Source organism: Candidatus Brocadia sinica JPN1, from assembly GCF_000949635.1.
Taxonomy (GTDB): domain Bacteria; phylum Planctomycetota; class Brocadiia; order Brocadiales; family Brocadiaceae; genus Brocadia; species Brocadia sinica.
Map to the genome: position 1 here is coordinate 817933 of NZ_BAFN01000001.1, position 18189 is coordinate 836121.

An 18189-nucleotide genomic window follows, 5' to 3' on the forward strand; every position below is an offset into this window, starting at 1 on the left:
CTCAAAACCAAAAACGTCTTGATCTTTTTTCCAATCCTTTCGGTGTTATATCAAACCTGTAGGAGCTATCATTTCTCACCGGATCCAGCTCGAGCGTAAGACTCCCTACCCAATCATGAAAGTAACGGGATAATACAAAATTTGTTTTCAGATTCTTAGGTTTATTTTCCGTATCTCTGTCCCCGCCATCCTCAATTTCTAGCGACCTGAAGTCGTACTTTTCCCCCGCCATTATCCTCCATTTTTCACTAATCGTGTAATCAGCCCCAAGGATAAGGGTGGAACTGATATCCCTGATAAATCGGTGTCCGATAAAATATTGCCAGTCGGGAGGATTATAAATCTCAAGTCCCGAGGTAAAAACATCAAACTGAAAATCTTCCGTGTTAAACTCGTTCCTTTCAGAAACAAATGCAACGATATCCGTCAGTTGGGAACGAAAGTCTATATTGATAAAGTTATCCCTTCTGATGATAATGCCATTGATGCCATCATTGTAAAGACCGGCGCTCGTAGGAAACATATAATAATCCACGTTAAAATCGACAAAATCTACTGTTTTCTCAAAACCAGGTTCTCCCCGTTTTGTCTGTAATTTGTTTTTTACCCCTATAACGGCAACCTGGGATGAATCCAAAGCATCAATCGCATCATGCTGATGAAATTCGCTGGGGTCTTCTGTAACAACCGGACTGTAAATATAACGCAACTCCGGAACGAAGATGTGCCGCAGGCGATTTATTTTAAAGAAATCGTTGTAAACACTATAACTCCTCCAATGCGTCGAACTCCAATCAAATCCAAAAGAACCGATAAACCGCCCTGTAGCAGGGCCATTTTCCTCATCAACAGAGCCAGACGTGTCAATGCTTTCCGTATAGCCGGTGGCTCTGCCTTCAACAAACGGATTTATGTTAAAAACCCATGGCTTGAATGGCATACTTACCCGGCTCACGCTATCAACCCTTGCAAGAGATTGTGGTTGAATCTCCGGCTCAGTCTGTTCGAAAGATCCGTCAAAATAGGTCGCTGAAGATTCTGAAGTAAATATCAGTATATTATCTCCAATGGGCTCCCCTATGATTCGGTATGATGCCTCTGGCAGACGTTCCGCATATCTCCTCTCCCGTAAGGAATCTACCGTTGTATCAAATCCGTTAAACTGTTCGTTGATCAAAAACGTCCCTGCTGTAGTTTCGTGTATTCTCCGTAAATACAACACCGTCTCACGATCTTTTTCTTGTTTAAATTCATGCTTAAAAAACTCCCTGAGAAACCTTGGATCGCTCAAATAGGAATACTCCATATCCAAACGCCAATCATAAGGTAATTCCTGTCTGTGCCTCCAAAGAATGTCGCCACGGTCTTTATTGTCGATCGGCACATCATTAATATCGAAATCACCCTGATCTTTTATATAGTAGGTATTAACATAACCAAGGAGGTCTTCTCCTTTATACTCAAAATCGAGACCCGTACCCACCCCTCTTTTTTCCAAATAATCAAGATTTAGTGTAAGATCACTCCACTCTTTTTGCTTCCCGCCTGTAACTGCAAATAAATCCCAATCTGTCCTGAGAAATGAACCAAAACGGGATGAGCTCCCGAATTGCCAGTCTTTTAAGATTCGCTCTCGCTTCCTTACATCAAGCGATAAATACGGCAGATACGCTACGGGGTACTTGCCTAAATAAAATGAGTTGTTCGTAGAAGATACGATGTTATGAATATCCCGCTGAACCAATCGGATCCTTTTCCCTTTAAAATGATAGTGAGGATGTCCGTATCCACAAGTACTTATCGTGCCATTTTTTATTTCGTATTGTCCTTTGGCAACGTGTTTTATCTCTTCTCCCCCAACATAAGCCGGCATCCCTTCCAAAAAGGGCGCCTTGCTTTTTTCTGAACGCGGGTTCATTTCAGAGGCATCACTTATTTTCGTTTTTTTCTGCTGCTGAATAATTGTTTTTATCTTGCTGTTAATAAGAATCCCCTTGTCTTCCTTCACGTCCTCAAATATCTTGTCGGCAATCTGTAAATCGTCTTTACGTCGCATCGTCACATTTCCTTCTGCGTAAATTTCACACAAAGGTTGTTCCGAATACCTTGAACCATCCGGTTCTTTCTTTTCAAACCACAAGATTACGCTGTCGGCATCTATCGTCATATCCTCTTTTTTGATTTCTACATTGCCCAGGGCCACAACGATGCGCCTGTCTCCCTCCTCCCACGAATCAATACTGTCGGCAACAATATCAACCATTTCTATTTTTTCGGAAACGCCTGAAGTCGGAGCCTTCGTGGGAATCTCGGTGGATAAATACTCCTCTTTTTTCATGAAACGAATTTCCTCGCCCCGCAGGACAACCTCTGTTTCCTGTGCCTCTTCAAAAGTTTCCATCGGTTGTGCCTCAGAATTGACTACAATACCCGTCATTGTCTCAAATCGTAAGTATACCTGTTCGTACTTTTCATAGTTTTCATTCTGCAGGATAGTAACCTTCCCCTCACAATACACCTCCACTGTTGCTTCTGTGCGTTGCGCAGCCTCTTCCTCAGGAAACCAGCAAACGACCGTATCCGCTGTAATCTGAAATGGTCCTTGCAATATCCTTGCGTCTTTATGAGCAACAAAAATCCTGACTCCGTCTTTTTTCCAGGTACTGATACGATCGGCTGATAAGGAAAAGGGCCGCTGCTCTATATTTTTTACCGTAGAAAGCAAACTTTCTGCGTAATTATACTTATGTATGAAAAATAACGCGGCGAGAATGAAAAAAACTTGTAGAATTCGCATGAGAAAAATTTAAAATTAAAGCTGCGAAATGAATTTTTTTATGTGATAAATCACATGATCCTGTTCTTTCTGAGTAATCTCCGGAAAGATAGGCAGGGCTAATGTCTCGTGAGAAGCTCTTTCGGACTCAGGTAAAGCGCCTGGTTTGTACCCTAGGTACTCAAAACATTTTTGCAAATGAAGGGGAATCGGGTAGTAAATGGCAGTATCTATCCCCTCGCTCTCGAGATATTTCATCAACGCGTCTCTGTTTGGTGTCGCTATGACGTACTGATGAAATATATGGATGTTATGGGGCTCTATTTGGGGTAGCCGGACGGATAATCCCTTTAAATGTTCCTGATAATATGCGGCAATCGTTCTGCGTTTCTCAGACCAGCCGTCCAGGTATTTAAGCTTCACTGACAGGATCGCAGCCTGGATGGCATCCAACCTTCCGTTAATGCCGATGTGCGAATGATAATACCTCGGTTTCGACCCATGCACCCTTAAGATTTTAACAAACTCAGCCAATTCGTCATCGTTGGTTGTTACAAGCCCCCCGTCGCCATAACCGCCAAGGTTTTTTGTGGGATAAAATGAAAAACACCCCAAGTCCCCCATAGAACCTGCATTTTTCCCTTTATAAACTGCCCCTATGGACTGTGCGGCATCTTCAATAACCACTAATCCGTTGGCATGCGCAATCTCAAGGATAGCATCCATATCGGCACATTGTCCATACAGATGGACAGGTAAGATCGCCTTAGTTTTTTTATTTACAGCCTGCGCAATCTTACTTACACTGATGTTGTAAGTAGAGGGATCAATATCCACAAATACAGGAACAGCCCCTAAACGCGCAATTGAACCAGCCGTTGCAAAGAAAGTAAAAGGAGTCGTAATAACCTCATCACCATTTTTAATGCCACATGCCATTAAGGCTAACAATAGTGCATCTGTACCCGAGGACACTCCAATGGCATGTTTAACACAACAAATTTGTGCTATGCTATTTTCAAACGATTCGACGAAAGGGCCGAGGACAAAGGACTGACTAGCTATTACCTCTAAAACGGCTTTATTTATTTCCTCTCGGATACTTTCATACTGCCGCTTTAAATCCAGAGAACTTACTTTCATCAATAGAATAATGGCTATCATGTAGCCATTTAAATTTTAACTCCTAAGTTTGCTAAACTACTATATTTGCATCAACGTAGGTCGACATTATATTTCGCGAGATTGGATTTGTCAATTAAAAAAGGTGGTTTAAAACAACCTACTTTTACAAAGCCTGAGTTGAGATGACAATTTTTAGATGTACGTATAATTAGGCTTGACACCACTATAGATATTTGTACTATATCGTTTAGCATTTATAGTTTTTATTGAATAGACTGTCTGCTATTTTGAGAGATGCGAGGTTGACAGTGTATTAAAATCAGTGCCTTTGACTCAAATAAAATCAGAATAAAGAAAATCACATCTTTATTCCAATTTTTCATTCATGACAAATAAAATTAACCAATCTATAGAACCGGCAAAGATACCACCGCCTCCACCCCACAAACCAATGAACACATGGAAGCACCTGGTTGCGCATGTTTGCATATGGTTTCTGGTTGTAGTCCTTATCATGGTTTATTTTACTTCAACAGGTTCACCGCAAGCCGGCCTTCTGGAGGTCGGAACATCCGCCCTAATCTTCGTTGTTTTATTCCATCTCGTTATGAAATTCTTCCCTCTTGTTACGAAAATCATTACCTCGGTGATTGTAATAGGATTTGGAATAGCATTAATCCTTGTTAATTATCACTATTTAAAAGTCGTTAAAAAAGATGCCTCCCTGAAGCAATTATTAGTGGGAGACCTGCTTGTTCATAAGATTTTAAAAACCGTCAAAAAAGAACCCATTGCTTTCGTAATCAAAGAGGAAATGCCTGAAACGGTCACCGAACCAAAATATGAAACACCGCAACTAGCAATATCGATTGACCAACTCAAAACAACAATTGCAAACCCCATCATAGCTGATCCGGAATTATCACGCATCACAGCGCTTGCGCCTGTAGTTAAAGCTGGAACAGTGTCTATAGCCGGAAAATATGAATCGGGAATATCGGTTAGCAATATGAACGAGGGAATTTTGGATTTGCAATTTACGGCAAAAGCATGCGATCCCATAATCCAGCCAGCTATGGAGAGGCAGTATCTTCCGTTTTTATCACTTCTTCCGTTCATTCAAGAAACGCCAATTGAACAATTACAAAGCCAGAAGATTCAACCCCCTCTATCCGAAATGACCTCAGCGGCCACGATTATTATGACAAAATTGAGCGGACCTTTAAAAGAAAGCCGCATACCGATTGATTAAATTACTACGATAGGGTCGGTAATGGAAAAAGTTACCTGAAAACCGGGAGAAAAGGATGAACCACAGAGACACAGAGAAAGGCTTCATATCCTCTGCGTGGTTATATTTTAACAATACCCAGGATCAATAAGGAGTAGCGTATGAAAATGTACATGGTTATACCACTCATGCTGTTCGTTTTAGGAAACGTGGGTTACGGCCAGGATTATGGCAAAGATGAGTCTTTGGATGCCGCGATCAGGGAATTTCAACAGGCCGTAGAAAAAAAACCTCATTATGCTGAGGCGCATTACAACCTTGGGATTGCGTATAGTGAAAAAGGAATGTCAGAAGACGCCATTCATGAGTACAAAAAAACACTGGAGATTGAATCCAATTTTGTCAGGGCATATAATAACCTTGGAGTACTGTACTATGAAATGGGCCGGCTAGACGAAGCCACCGAAACCCTTAAAAAGGCCATCACCGCATCTCCTCAATATGCGGAGGCACACTATAATCTGGGAATTGTTTATTATGGGAAAAAGCAATACCCTGATGCCGTGTCAGCCTTTAAAAAGGCCGTGGAGCTTAATCCGAAATTTGAAAGAGGCTATTATAATTTAGGTGTCGCATACGCATCTATGGATGCTCTGGATGATTCCCTTATTGCATTTAAAAAGACCGTGGAAATTAACCCAAAATATTCGGACGCCTACTATAATATGGGAGTTGCCTATGCAAAGAAGGGCCTCCTTGACGATGCTATTAAGTCTCTGCAAAAAGCCCTGGAACTCAACCCAAACGACGATAAGTCTCATTTTGCCTTGGGTGTGATCTACCAGGCCAAGCGGAAGATAAAAGTGTCAGAGGGGAAATCAGAAAAACCGCAATAACCTGCCTCAGAAGAACACAAACTATCGCTGAAAAGGACAATGACCGCATGGTATATTCCCCAAAATGCGTTTGATGAGCAGAGTGAAAACCCACAGGAAAATGCCCAAGAATATTATCTTGAGACATAAACTGAAGGATTGAAAACGTGCGTAAACAAATTAAAGCATTTCTGGTTGTCGTTATTACAGTTATTCTTTTTTCACAAAAACTTTACGCCCAACCCTTACATTTCATTGCTTATGGTGATACCCGAAGGGATATGGAAACGATGGAAAAAACTCAGGTAAAGCATAATGCCATAGCCAGGGTAATACGGGATTTGGATCCTGATTTTATCTTATTTTCAGGAGATATGATTTATTACCATGAATTTGAAAATTTTTTAACAGTGATCACCAACAACTATGAAGACAAAATGATCCCTCTCTATCCCGTTATCGGTAATCATGAACTTATGTTTGGTGAAAAAGTAGATACATTCATAAAAGATTTACGGGAAAAAATAGATGCCATAAATAAACCTGGAGAACCGGCGCCTTCTCATACAAAACTTTTGAAGGAAATAGAACTATTGCGAGGTAAATTGTATAAGGAAATTGATTCCATTATGGAAGCAAAATTAAAAAAGAGGAGCCGGCAGGTTTTATGCGAAGAAATTTGTGATACATTGAACCCTGCTTACATATCCTATTTAAAAGAATTGTTATGTGAAACGGCAGACGAGCAGTCCTGGTATTCTTTCGTTAAAGAAGCCGATAGGGTAAAAATAAAATTCATTGCCTTAAACTCATCTTTACCTGACGATGAAGAACAGTTCCAATGGTTCCTGGCTGAATTAAAGCAGTTTCGTGGCCCTAAAATAATTTTTGAACACTATCCGCCTTATTCAATCGGACATCACGGATGCACAGACTTACTCAATAGTAAATCCAAAGCGGCAAGGTTTCGCGATCGCTATACAAAGGTTTTTAACAATGCATCTCATAACATCATATTGGTTATCAGCGGCCACGACCATAACTACCAGCGCATTGTTAAGACCGATAGAACAGGCGTTGTCCAGTTACCCATATATATCGTTTCAGGGGGAGGCGGCGCCGATTTAGCGGGTCAGGGTGAATGCGACATCTCCCAAATTCCTTTGGATGGCTTTCAATGTTTGGGGCTCATAACGGCTTATCAATTTGTCGATATCACAGCACATGCCGATGGTGAAAAAAATTTGATCCTGAAATGTAAAGTGCTTGGACTGAGATGCGACCTAACCAAAGGATTGCCGGATGACGATACCTTTGAAAGGCTCTTTGCACAGGATCGTCTGGAATTAATCGATGACTTCATTTTACGTTGGTAAAATGAACCAGTTCACCACAGAAATACACTGCCAATGCAACTAAAGAGCTTCATACTATACTTTATTCTTGGTGGCGCCATTGTAAGTGTGGTGACATTTATGGGTTCCCAGGGAAAGGGCCTGCTGGCCGCCTTTGTAGCTACCTTTCCCACCATGACCGTACTGACCTTCACCCTGATTTACAGCAAGGCAGGACATGCCGCCACGGTAAATTATGCCAAAGGGCTGCTCCTGATGACTCCTCCGTGGATTCTCTACGTCTTGTGCCTTATCTTCCTGCTACCCCGGTGGGGGTTTATAAAGTCGCTTATAATTGCCGTAATGACCTACATAGTTCTTGCTGGCATTATCGGCATTGTCGTAAAGCATTATAAATAATCGGAAGAAGCACCGAAGAAATGACCACAAGGTATCGAATAACTGATAAAGATAGAAAAATTTATCATGTCATGTACAGAATTAATAAATATCAATTCAACGAATTTAAGTGCCAGGCAAGTTTACACAAGTCCAACTATGCCGTTTTAATTAATGTACCAGACAAGGGGATAAAATACTCTCCTGACTTTGACTTTTCAGAAGAATATTACATCTTGAAGGAACTCAATCACCCGCAAATACCAACAGCCAGCGATTTTGGACAGGGGGAGTTATTCAGAGACGGGAAATTTTTAATCAAGCAAAATTTTATCGTATTACAGCACATCAACGGATACGATCTTGTGGAGTATTACAGCGAAAAGGACGTTGAAAATGCTGTTACTGTTGAAGAAATCATTAAGCTGTTTATAACTGTTTGTGATCCCTTGCAGCATCTCCATAACAAGCACTATGTTCATTGCGATTTAAAACCCGGACATTTGATCCTTAATCAAAGGACAGGATTGATACACCTTATAGACTTTGAATTAGCCATTAAAAGGGGAGGAATTATTAAGGGAATTAGCAGAGAATATGCGTCTCCGGAACAGTTACAGATGCTCAACTATCTCAAGGATCTGCCCCGGAAGGTACATTATGAAGCGCTTTCTTCTTCCATTCGGCTGGATGGTAGGACAGATCTCTACGCCGTTGGCCTTATACTCTATCAGATACTAACAAAAAAATTATGGCAGTCAGAAAAGATTTTACCCCGCAAAATGAACAGCCAGATACCACAGAGACTGGAGGACATCCTGAACGGGCTCTTAGAGGTAAACGTCGCCAATAGAATCCCATCAGCAGAGGAATTAAAAAGTTTATTAAGCAACATTTGAATATAATCATTTTATGCATTTAAAATAACCCGTGAAAAACATCATCTTATCAGATATTCACAGCAACGTAGATGCCTTATTGTCCGTAATGAAAGAAATCACTGAAAAGGAAGGCAAGATTGACAGGCTATTAATCGCTGGCGATATTGTTGGTTACGGCGCGTCGCCAAATGAGTGCTGCGACATTGTCCGTTATCTAATCTATGGCAGAAAGAAGGTTGCTTTAGAAAACATTTATAAAATCGTAGCACAACTATACTTTACCTCCGAACAACAGAAAAACCTGCTGAATGCCGTCATGTCATTAGAGAAAAAAGGCATTACTATCTGTGGGAATCATGACAGGGAGGCAGGAGGTGAGCCGTCCCTTACTACCGAAATGAACCCCATAGCAATGACTGCTGTAGAGTGGACCAAAGGGGTGTTGACAAAGGAGAATATCAAATTTTTGAAGAGCCTTTCTCTGAGGATGAAATTTAGCAAGGAAGAATTTGAGATCGTACACAGTACGCCGTCCTATCCACAAGGTTACGAATATGTCAGAAACGCAAGTGTGTTAAAGTATACATCTCTATGGTCAAAGGTCACCTTTGGAGGTCATACGCATCGCCCCTCAGCATACATTTACACGAAGGAAATAAGAACGGTAAACGCCTCTGTCTTGTTTCCGGCGGATAATTACGATATGAGACTGATGCTTATTGAAAAGCAGTCAACGAATAAAGCAGAATCTTTCGATATCGATTCAAACAGGGATTGGAAATATTACATCAATGTGGGTTCAGTAGGTCAGCCGAGGGATGGAAATCCACAAGCATGTTACGTGGTGTTCGATTCTGCTTCCAAACATCTCGACTTCAGGCGGGTGCCCTATAATGCAGAAGCAGCGTCGAAAAAAATAAGAGACGCAAAACTACCAAATGAACTGGCTGAAAGGGTATTAAAGGGTGTTTAGATCTTTACCAAAAACAAACGTCCCGCTCTTTCCACCCGATTTTTCCACCAGATGAATGTCGCTAACCACCATCCCTTTATCTACGGATTTGCACATATCGTATATGGTAATTGCACAAACGGCAGCCGCGGTAATCGCCTCCATTTCCACCCCGGTTTTTCCGGTAACTCTCACTTCCGAAAACACTTCAATTTCATTCACGGAATTATTCGTGTAATCGATCTTTACGCCCGTTAAGTTGAGTGGATGACACATCGGAATCAGGGTAAAGGTCTGCTTTGCCGCCATAATGCCTGCAACTCTGGCCACCTCCAGCACATCTCCCTTCTGTACCTTCTTATCGATAATGAGCCGGAAAGTTTCTGGTTTCATAATAACCTTTGCATGGGCAATGGCGATTCTGTTTGTAATTTCTTTATTACTGACATCCACCATGCGGGATGCGCCCTGTTCGTCAAAATGGGTTAACTGTGTCATTGCTTAATATCTGCCTTTCTTTCTGTGGCATTTTTAATAAAGATATTTTGTAAAAGTATCAGAAAGAGAAGGCAAAGTCAATGGAATGTCCGCACGTACATGTGCAAATATCGGAACAAGGTTTAATTGGATTTTTGTCTTTTTTCTTATACAATTAAGGCAAAAACAGGAAACCAGTCTAATATCAGGGACTTAAGAATAAAATTTGTTTGCTAAAGACGCACTTACATATTACATTAAAAAGCATGAAAATTGCGCTGGCACAGATTAATCAAACGGTAGGTGACTTTCCAAAGAATGCCGAAAAAATCTGCTCGTACATTGAACGTGCCAGGAGACGAAATGCTGACCTTGTCGTCTTTCCTGAATTGTCTGTTACAGGTTATCCTCCAAAGGATTTTCTTGACGTTCCCGCATTTATCGATGAGAACTTAAGAACTCTTGATACAATAGCCAGCCGCGTGTATGATATTTCTGCAATTGTAGGCTTCGTCGACAGAAACAAACGACGTCATGGTAAGTTTGTCCATAATGCGGCGGCATTTATTCAAGACCACAAAATTGTCTCTGTCCATCACAAGTCACTCCTGCCGACATATGATGTCTTTGATGAATGCCGTTACTTTGAGCCGGCACATACGATTTCTCCGGTAAAATTTATGGACTCCATATTGGGTATATCTATCTGTGAAGATATATGGAATGACGAAGAGTTTTGGCCACGTCCCTTATATGAGATAGACCCCATTGAGAACCTGATCTCTTACGGGGCGAATGTCATGATAAATATCTCTTCATCGCCCTTTACCGTGGAGAAGCATGACAAGATACGATTGCGCATGCTCATACACGATGCCATGAAATATAAAGTTCCTTTTATCTATGTAAATCAGGTGGGGGGTAATGATGACCTCGTCTTCGATGGAAACAGTGTCGTAATAAATGCCCAGGGCAGGCTTATTGCGCAGGCTGCCTCCTTTGAAGAAGATTTGATGGTGGTCGATATAGAAAACCCGGCGGTACAAATACAACCCAGGACCTATTCCCCTATCGAAACCGTCCATATGGCCTTAATTGCCGGACTCCGGGATTATGTCATAAAGTGCGGCTTTAAAAAAGTGGTCATTGGTCTCAGCGGGGGGATTGATTCTGCAGTAACCGCTGCGCTGGCCGTAGAAGCCCTGGACAATGAAAATGTTGTTGGGGTGCTCATGCCATCCCGGTTTTCTTCACAGGGCAGTGTCGATGACGCTGTGAAACTTTCTCAGAATCTGGGTATCGCCTACAAGGTTATACCCATTCAAGACGTATTTGAAACATATCAGAAAACCCTGCAGACAGAATTCAAAGGAATTCCCTTTGATAGTACCGAAGAAAATCTTCAGGCACGCATCCGTGGCAATATCCTGATGGCGCTTTCCAATAAGTATGGATACCTTGTTCTGACAACGGGAAATAAGTCGGAACTGGCCGTAGGCTATTGTACCTTGTATGGAGACATGAGTGGCGGATTTGCCTTGATCTCCGATGTCCCAAAGACGATGGTCTATGAACTGGCGAGGTATATTAATCGGGAAAAAGAGATTATCCCGCTGAATTCTATCGTCAAGCCCCCTTCGGCTGAATTGAAACCGAATCAATTCGATCAGGACAGTTTACCCCCTTATGATGTGCTGGATGGTATCCTGAAGGCATATGTGGAAGATGCCAGAGGAATTGATGAAATTATTCGGATAGGGTTTGATGAAAAGGTTGTGCGTGAGATTATCAGAAAGGTAAACAGGAATGAATACAAGAGACGGCAGGCAGCCCCTGGAATCAAGGTAACTTCCAAGGCATTTGGATTAGGCAGGCGAATGCCCATCGCCCATAATTTTATGTGTCAATAAATCGAATGGAAAACCCAGGAGCTAAATTACCCATAGGGGTCTTCGATTCTGGCATTGGAGGGATCTCTGTCCTTGCCGAGATAATCAAGACACTGCCTTACGAGGAGTTTGTTTATTTTGCTGATATACTTCATTCCCCTTACGGGACCAAGCAAGAAAATGTTGTTCGTTCCTTATCCATCAAGGCAACTGAATTCCTATCTTTGTTGGGCATTAAGTCCCTGGTCGTCGCATGTAATACAGCTACAAGCGTTGCGATTCAGGAGATTCGAAAAATGTATCCCTTCCCCGTGGTTGGTATGGAACCTGCCGTAAAACCAGCCGTGGAACTGGGATCCACGGGGAAAATTCTCGTTATGGCTACCCCTCTTACGTTAAAAAGCAAAAAATTTAACGAGTTGGTGTATCATTACAAACATCTTGCCGAGATCGTTCCGCTCCCATGCGCGGGGCTTGTGGAGATCATTGAACGTGATCATTCCCAGGGTCAAGAAATTACAGAATATCTTTCTCGTTTGTTTTCGTCAGTAAACAAAGAGGGTATTTCATCTGTCGTCCTGGGTTGTACTCATTATGTCTTAATAAAAAAAGAAATTGTAAATATGGTGGGAAGTAAAATTGTTATTATAGATGGGAATTGTGGAACAGCCAGACATTTACGAAAAGCTCTTCAAAACGAATGTCTGCTGAATGATGAGACTGCGAAGGAACCCCATATTCCTTTAAGAGCAAAGGTAAGGTTTTATATCTCCGGAGATGAAAGGGAGGTGATGATAACGAAGTGTAAACAGTTATTACAAAATGAAGGGATTATCTGTGGATAGAGATTCTCTCGTCGTGTTAAATCTGATAAAATTCAATTAAGAAAGAGGAGAAACAATATGTCGACTATGGATAATTTGAAGAATGCCTTTGCGGGTGAATCGCAGGCCAACAGGAAATATCTCGCCTTTGCCAAAAAGGCAGACGAAGAGGGTCTTCAGCAGGTTGCGAAGCTGTTTCGGGCTGCGGCCGAGGCGGAAACGGTACATGCCCATAACCATCTGCGGGTAATGGGGGGTATTAAGAGTACAAAAGAAAATATCCAGGAGGCCATTGGAGGGGAGACGCACGAGTTTACCAAGATGTATCCCCAGATGATCGAAGAGGCAAAGAAAGAGGGAAACAAACAGGCATTGCAGAGCTTTGAAATTGCCAGCAAAGTAGAAAAGATCCATGCCGACCTTTATCAAAAGGCATTGAATAATCTGGGCAAAAACGAGGCCGTGGATTACTATGTTTGCCAGGTCTGTGGAAATACCGTTGAAAAGGCCGCACCGGATAAGTGCCCCATTTGCGGTGCATCAAAATCCATGTTTACCAGGATTAGCTAGCGAGGTATTGTCGCAGACAGATGAACACGAATCGTAAGTGATTAGCTCAGCCATCAGCGGCCAGGCAAAAATCGGATGCTGACCACTGATGGCTGACCGCCTTGAAAAAATCTAATGATTGAGATATACAAAAAACTACCCAAAACAAATTGTGGTAAATGTGGCGTACCCACCTGTATGGCCTTTGCACTTAAGGTAAAAAATGCGCAGCTTAAGATAAGGGATTGTCCTTATGTCGCCAGGGAAAATGCAGAATCGGTTCCCCGGAAACCCACGATTACCATGGACGATAATTACGAACGGGTAAGCAATGAATTAGAAGTTGAGGCAAAACGTACAGACTTCAAAGAGTCGGCTCGTGCCATTGGCGGCCATTTTGAAGCTAAAAATGACCAGGAAACGATACGGCTTGCCATGCTAAACAAATCTTACGAGATGCGCAAAGAGGGTTTATTTGAAGATAATACGTATTGTCATGATTCATGGTCAAAGATCATTATGTATGATTACATCCGCAGAAAAGGCAATAAGCCTTTAACAGGGGATTGGGTTACGTTGGGATATTTCCCTAATACTGCTTCGCATGTAAAGGCATTCCAACGAAGCGCGGAAGAAAAAATTGCGGCAACCTTCAATAAAAATATGAACGGTCTGAAGATTCGCAGTAAGGAACTGGGTGGAGCGGAAAGTCAAGGCAAAATGAAGGCCGATTATATTTGTCGTTTTGACCTCTTGCCACGCATACCTTTATATGTATGCTTTTGGGATGCCGATGAAGAGTTTCCGGCGAGTTGCAAGCTCTTTCTGGACAGCAGTGCAGAGGCTTACATCGACATAGAATATCTTGCCTATCTTGTGGAAAGATTTGTTGAAGTGTTTGTCAAGTAACCTGTTATTGACCACAGACATAAACATAATAAATGTCTATCGGGACAAGGCAATACCTGACAGGGAAATTCTCCTGTACCACCAACTACTATTTTCTCGATGTATCTATTTCCTAGATGTGTGTACAATCCTAAAAGTTAACCATAATAATGTCTTATAAAAATATTGTAACACTTTAGTTTTTTGAAAAAATAGGGGCGAACATTGCTATTTTGCGAATTTTTCAAAAAACTAAAGTGTTACAAGAAATATACTTCTTAAATCAGTTCATACATTTTTCATATGAGACCGTATGCTCTTTTAACTTCTTCTATTATCTCATGCAATAAACTGCGCCTTATGAAGAGTGTCGATTTTAGTGGAATTTCTTTAAGCTTTCTCATAGTTTCATGAGGGGTAAATTGTTTTCTTCTTATAGCCCTTAATAATACACCGATAGTACCGTGAGCCCTTATCCCAAGAGTTTTAGCTACAAGCCTTGCAGAGGCATCATCTGTTAGGAGAATAGAATCGGGATATTGAGAACATAAGGCTATTGCCTCTACTTCTCCAGTATCAAGACAAAATAACTTACAAACGGAGAGTATGTCCTCGTCCAATATGACACTAACTTTTTCAAAATTAATATCTCTGTTTTTGAAAATAGACGGTCTGTGATACTCTACCTCACGCCATACCGCATCGGGAATTATTAGTCTTTGAAAATCCGTTAAAAGATAAAGGCAGTCAATCTCTTCGAGATGAATTATTGGGCCTGCATCCAATATAACGTTCTGGATGGAATTAGTCTTTTCCACGCAGTCCCCATTCAATATCTTCTTTTATGAATTTTTCCATAAGCTCAGGTTTGTGGGTTTCAAGAAAACGACGCAAGGCTTCTGTGATAACGGACTTTTCATCTTGAAACCAGCCAGCATCTATAAGTAATTTAATTTGTTCATAAAGCTTATCTGGCAATTCAGCCTGTAATACCTTCACAACACACCTCCTTTCAAACTCAATATTGATATTTTGTACTAGACCATTTTATGTATAATTTTATCATAAGAATTAGTACAAATTATACGTAATTTTGATGATTATAATAGACTTCACTACGGTACAGCACCTTTAACAATCCTTGTTTCTATTCCTTTTGAGGACTTCGAGGAGTTGATTAAAGTTGTGTTCGTGATATTCCTTTTCTATAACAATCTTGTAAATTCATCAACGGATAAATGTGCTTGTTTAATGATATGGGATAATGTAGACCTCTTGATAGGATTGTGCGCTGGGACTGTGAGTTTTAGTGTTCTTTCTGCCGTATGCTTTTGCAGACGTATATGACTGCCTTTTTGCCGGACAATTACCCATCCATCACGATGTAAAGCATTAATGACCTGTCCATAATTCAAATTCGGAACTTTTGTCATAGAGCAATTTCTAATACCTGCGCATCAGGATTAAACCTCAGATCATCGTCAACTGGTTCAAGATACAATTCAATGGCTTCTCTAATATTTTTTAATGCCTCTTCCTTCGTATTGCCTTCGCTTATACAACCAGGAAGTGAAGGAACGATTGCCGTAAATCCCCCTTCATCACTTGGTTCTAAAATTACTTGAATTTTCATTTTTTTTATCCCCCAATGTTTTTTAAACTAACCACGCATATTTCATCCCATTATCACAGTTAGGCTGATAAAAGTCAATCATTCCTATCATTTGCCTGACGATCTTAATTTCCTCAGATGTCAATCCATACAGTCTGTAAACAATTTCATCTATCAACTCATCTGTCGCCTTAATTCTGGCTTTTACTGGTTCGAGGATCGATATGCTACGATCAAACTGCTTTTCAAGCATTTCTTGCTTACTTCGATCTGATGGGTCTATGGACACCTTGTTTCTGTTTTTCTTGAGGACCTCGAGGAGTTGTTAAAGTCGTGTTCTTGGTATTTCTTTTAGACAGTACTGGTAAGGTTGGGTAAATCCTGTCCTGAGTTTATCGAGGGGCGAAGCACGCCCACAAAAAAAAGCATTGATGGGTTTGCGCTGATTAACACATCCTATTTGACTAAACATTTCCATCGACCAATTTTTTTTAAAATAGTATTTTATTCTATCAGCACTGAAGTTTGCCACACTGGCATTGAAAGCCGCCATTTGACCGTTTTGCATGCCAAATATTTTTCTGACAATCATCACAATGGAAAGCCTTTTCGAAATCATCTATTAATCTCACAAAAATGACGCTATTTTCCGAAAGAAAACAAATTTGCGAACAAAGTGGAATGTGGTAATACGATTGATTTAGATAAGATAGGTAGAATTGAGTTGATATAATCTCGTGGAATAATATTGATCCGGAGGCAAATGATGGAAGATTTTTGAAGTAAACCAGAGGATTTGATTATCCAGACGAACTGAAAAACATAGGGGTAAATGGTGTTTTAGGGTAAGGCTGACATTTTGAGAAACAGATGTGTTTCCTGATAAATAATCAAAAGACAAAATATTCTTTACGTCTCTATGTTCCGTTTCTCCTACTCCATGACCTCCTAATCCATGATCTTCATGCGTGTGATGAATATGAACAGTATTATGTTCAAAATGAATTTCATGTTCATGTTCCAAAAGCTCACCCATTGTCGCATTTGACAGACAAAATGCAAGGGCTATTAATATGAAGTGAAGTTTGGTTGGTCTTATTTTTATCATCGGGAATATGCAGAACAAAACACTAAAAAATCTTCAGATATGATATTAATTCATAAATATTTGTAGTGTCAACAAATTTTCATAAATTAATTGCAAAACCGAATCTCACCTATATGAAAATTTGTTGACACAAAAGGATGTTTTGTTACAATAATAACATTATGTTACTATTGTAACATATACCAAATTGTCTTTGCTCAGAGGTTAAGGATTCAGCTTTACCAGAGGTTGGCAAGATTGGTTTATGGACAAAGGCCGATGCACAGACACATTTTGATAATCTCATGCTTACCGATACATAGCTGTCTGAATCACCATATAAAGAGATACATTTTTTACCAGTGGACAAGTTAAATAAAAAAATATTATGGTTAATAATACTCCTCTGTGCTTTAGGAGGATTAGTTGCCCCTAAAAATGTCCTGGCATTGCGGCCTTTTGTTACAACAGATGCTGATGTAGTTGAACCCAATATTGCGGAGATAGAATTGGGAATATTTGGATTGCATGAGCAAAAGCATCCTGGTCCTGACGAATTCGTATTAGACGTATCGAGTATCCGTTTTAACTATGGGTTGCCATGGGATAGCGAAATTGTGCTTGAAACTGTAGGTGAATTAATCGATAGCGAATATGTAGGAACGCTGGGCGTAAAGGAGAAACAATTTGCTGATACGGCAGCCTTTTACAAAAAGGTCTGGTGGCGTAGTGGCGAGAACGGAGGCTGGACACCTAATTTTGCTACAGAGACAGGTTTTGTATTTCCTACAGAAAAGGGAACCTCAGGATTAGATTTTGAAGGTGCCGGTATCTTCTCGTGGTATTTGGAGAAATTAACATGCCACCTCACCCTTGGTGGAGGTACAAAAAAAGAGGCTTTTGAGCATAACACGCGAGGACTCTATATTTATGGTATTATAGTGGATATTCCCCTACCCCAATGTAAAAAACTTCATCTTGTATCAGAATACAGTGGAGAAAAGGTAGAAAATGCTATCCTGGATCATCAATTGTTGGGTGGAGTGGTATGGGAAGGACCGCTCAATATAGATTATGATATTGCAGGGTTTGCAGGTTTAAACAGCGAAAGCGTGGATTGGGGCATAACAATGGGTATAACTTTTTTTATTGGTAAAAAAAGCGGAGGAGGTAAGACGTAAGTATTTGCTTTGGGTGGGTTCAGGTTTGTAACCTGAATCAAGAATTTGGAATATTTCCATGGTACTTAGACTATGCGGCGATATGAGCTATCGACCGTGCAAATTATAT

The 18189-nt window shown here is 40.7% G+C and carries 21 protein-coding genes; 11 read left to right on the top strand and 10 right to left on the bottom strand.

Translation table 11 applies throughout. The features are described 5' to 3' along the window. Nucleotide 1 precedes the first annotated feature (1 nt). Together lptD and BROSI_RS03665 are read right to left on the bottom strand one after the other, a co-directional pair. Nucleotides 2-2725 (bottom strand): LPS assembly protein LptD, encoded by a 2724-nt coding sequence (lptD, locus tag BROSI_RS03660; protein WP_157842360.1) that lies wholly within the window; start codon nt 2723-2725, stop codon nt 2-4. Between the two features lie 87 nt (nt 2726-2812). After that, the gene (locus BROSI_RS03665) at nt 2813-3919 is read right to left on the bottom strand and encodes a DegT/DnrJ/EryC1/StrS family aminotransferase (protein ID WP_052565627.1); all 1107 of its coding nucleotides are present in this window, start codon (nt 3917-3919) and stop codon (nt 2813-2815) included. Between the two features lie 367 nt (nt 3920-4286). Here BROSI_RS03665 and BROSI_RS03670 point away from each other — a divergent pair, with 367 nt between their 5' ends. The 6 genes from BROSI_RS03670 (at nt 4287) to BROSI_RS03695 (ending at nt 9594) form a co-directional block, all read left to right on the top strand. Next, entirely contained in the window at nt 4287-5153 is an 867-nt protein-coding gene (locus BROSI_RS03670) for a hypothetical protein (RefSeq protein WP_052562382.1), read from the top strand. 140 nt (nt 5154-5293) lie between these two features. After that, the gene (locus BROSI_RS03675) at nt 5294-6028 is read left to right on the top strand and encodes a tetratricopeptide repeat protein (RefSeq protein ID WP_052562383.1); all 735 of its coding nucleotides are present in this window, start codon (nt 5294-5296) and stop codon (nt 6026-6028) included. Between the two features lie 146 nt (nt 6029-6174). Beyond that, complete coding sequence (locus BROSI_RS03680; protein WP_052562384.1) at nt 6175-7383, top strand: metallophosphoesterase family protein; 1209 nt, start codon at nt 6175-6177, stop codon at nt 7381-7383. Between the two features lie 33 nt (nt 7384-7416). Next, nucleotides 7417-7761 carry a hypothetical protein gene (locus BROSI_RS03685; protein ID WP_052562385.1) on the top strand — a complete coding sequence of 115 codons (345 nt, stop codon included), beginning with the start codon at nt 7417-7419 and terminating at the stop codon, nt 7759-7761. A gap of 20 nt (nt 7762-7781) precedes the next feature. Beyond that, nucleotides 7782-8639, top strand: a complete 858-nt coding sequence (locus tag BROSI_RS03690; RefSeq protein WP_052562386.1) for a serine/threonine protein kinase — start codon at nt 7782-7784, stop codon at nt 8637-8639. A 31-nt stretch (nt 8640-8670) separates the two neighbouring features. Next, nucleotides 8671-9594: a metallophosphoesterase family protein gene (locus tag BROSI_RS03695; protein ID WP_082059008.1), complete on the top strand. Its 924-nt coding sequence runs from the start codon at nt 8671-8673 to the stop codon at nt 9592-9594. On the opposite strand, the gene moaC is transcribed toward BROSI_RS03695, so the two are convergent. Further along, nucleotides 9580-10071, bottom strand: a complete 492-nt coding sequence (gene moaC / locus BROSI_RS03700) for a cyclic pyranopterin monophosphate synthase MoaC (protein ID WP_052562388.1) — start codon at nt 10069-10071, stop codon at nt 9580-9582. The genes BROSI_RS03695 and moaC overlap by 15 nt on opposite strands. A gap of 245 nt (nt 10072-10316) precedes the next feature. Between moaC and BROSI_RS03705 the strand changes: the two genes are divergently transcribed. The 4 genes from BROSI_RS03705 to BROSI_RS03720 all read left to right on the top strand — a co-directional run bounded on the left by BROSI_RS03705 (nt 10317) and on the right by BROSI_RS03720 (nt 14221). After that, nucleotides 10317-11960: an NAD+ synthase gene (locus BROSI_RS03705; RefSeq protein ID WP_052562389.1), complete on the top strand. Its 1644-nt coding sequence runs from the start codon at nt 10317-10319 to the stop codon at nt 11958-11960. A gap of 5 nt (nt 11961-11965) precedes the next feature. Further along, nucleotides 11966-12784: a glutamate racemase gene (gene murI, locus BROSI_RS03710; RefSeq protein ID WP_052565629.1), complete on the top strand. Its 819-nt coding sequence runs from the start codon at nt 11966-11968 to the stop codon at nt 12782-12784. Nucleotides 12785-12841: 57 nt separating this feature from the next. Then, the gene (locus BROSI_RS03715; RefSeq protein ID WP_052562390.1) at nt 12842-13333 is read left to right on the top strand and encodes a rubrerythrin family protein; all 492 of its coding nucleotides are present in this window, start codon (nt 12842-12844) and stop codon (nt 13331-13333) included. Between the two features lie 114 nt (nt 13334-13447). Then, entirely contained in the window at nt 13448-14221 is a 774-nt protein-coding gene (locus BROSI_RS03720) for a DUF3786 domain-containing protein (RefSeq protein ID WP_082059009.1), read from the top strand. A 278-nt stretch (nt 14222-14499) separates the two neighbouring features. Here the strand turns inward: BROSI_RS03720 and BROSI_RS20355 are convergent, their stop codons facing one another. The 7 genes from BROSI_RS20355 to BROSI_RS03755 form a co-directional block, all read right to left on the bottom strand. Then, entirely contained in the window at nt 14500-15018 is a 519-nt protein-coding gene (locus BROSI_RS20355) for a PIN domain-containing protein (RefSeq protein ID WP_200891678.1), read from the bottom strand. After that, complete coding sequence (locus tag BROSI_RS03730; RefSeq protein ID WP_052562392.1) at nt 15005-15199, bottom strand: hypothetical protein; 195 nt, start codon at nt 15197-15199, stop codon at nt 15005-15007. The genes BROSI_RS20355 and BROSI_RS03730 overlap by 14 nt, the downstream gene beginning before the upstream one ends. A gap of 206 nt (nt 15200-15405) precedes the next feature. Further along, nucleotides 15406-15633: a type II toxin-antitoxin system HicA family toxin gene (locus BROSI_RS03735; protein WP_052562393.1), complete on the bottom strand. Its 228-nt coding sequence runs from the start codon at nt 15631-15633 to the stop codon at nt 15406-15408. Then, entirely contained in the window at nt 15630-15833 is a 204-nt protein-coding gene (locus BROSI_RS03740) for a type II toxin-antitoxin system HicB family antitoxin (RefSeq protein ID WP_052562394.1), read from the bottom strand. The genes BROSI_RS03735 and BROSI_RS03740 overlap by 4 nt, the downstream gene beginning before the upstream one ends. A gap of 22 nt (nt 15834-15855) precedes the next feature. Beyond that, the gene (locus tag BROSI_RS03745) at nt 15856-16065 is read right to left on the bottom strand and encodes a hypothetical protein (RefSeq protein ID WP_052562395.1); all 210 of its coding nucleotides are present in this window, start codon (nt 16063-16065) and stop codon (nt 15856-15858) included. Nucleotides 16066-16137: 72 nt separating this feature from the next. Further along, nucleotides 16138-16431 carry a hypothetical protein gene (locus BROSI_RS03750; protein ID WP_157842361.1) on the bottom strand — a complete coding sequence of 98 codons (294 nt, stop codon included), beginning with the start codon at nt 16429-16431 and terminating at the stop codon, nt 16138-16140. 81 nt (nt 16432-16512) lie between these two features. After that, complete coding sequence (locus tag BROSI_RS03755) at nt 16513-16920, bottom strand: hypothetical protein (protein WP_052562397.1); 408 nt, start codon at nt 16918-16920, stop codon at nt 16513-16515. 341 nt (nt 16921-17261) lie between these two features. On the opposite strand from BROSI_RS03755, the gene BROSI_RS03760 reads away from it, so the two are divergent. Further along, the gene (locus BROSI_RS03760; protein WP_052562398.1) at nt 17262-18080 is read left to right on the top strand and encodes a hypothetical protein; all 819 of its coding nucleotides are present in this window, start codon (nt 17262-17264) and stop codon (nt 18078-18080) included. Nucleotides 18081-18189: the final 109 nt, after the last annotated feature.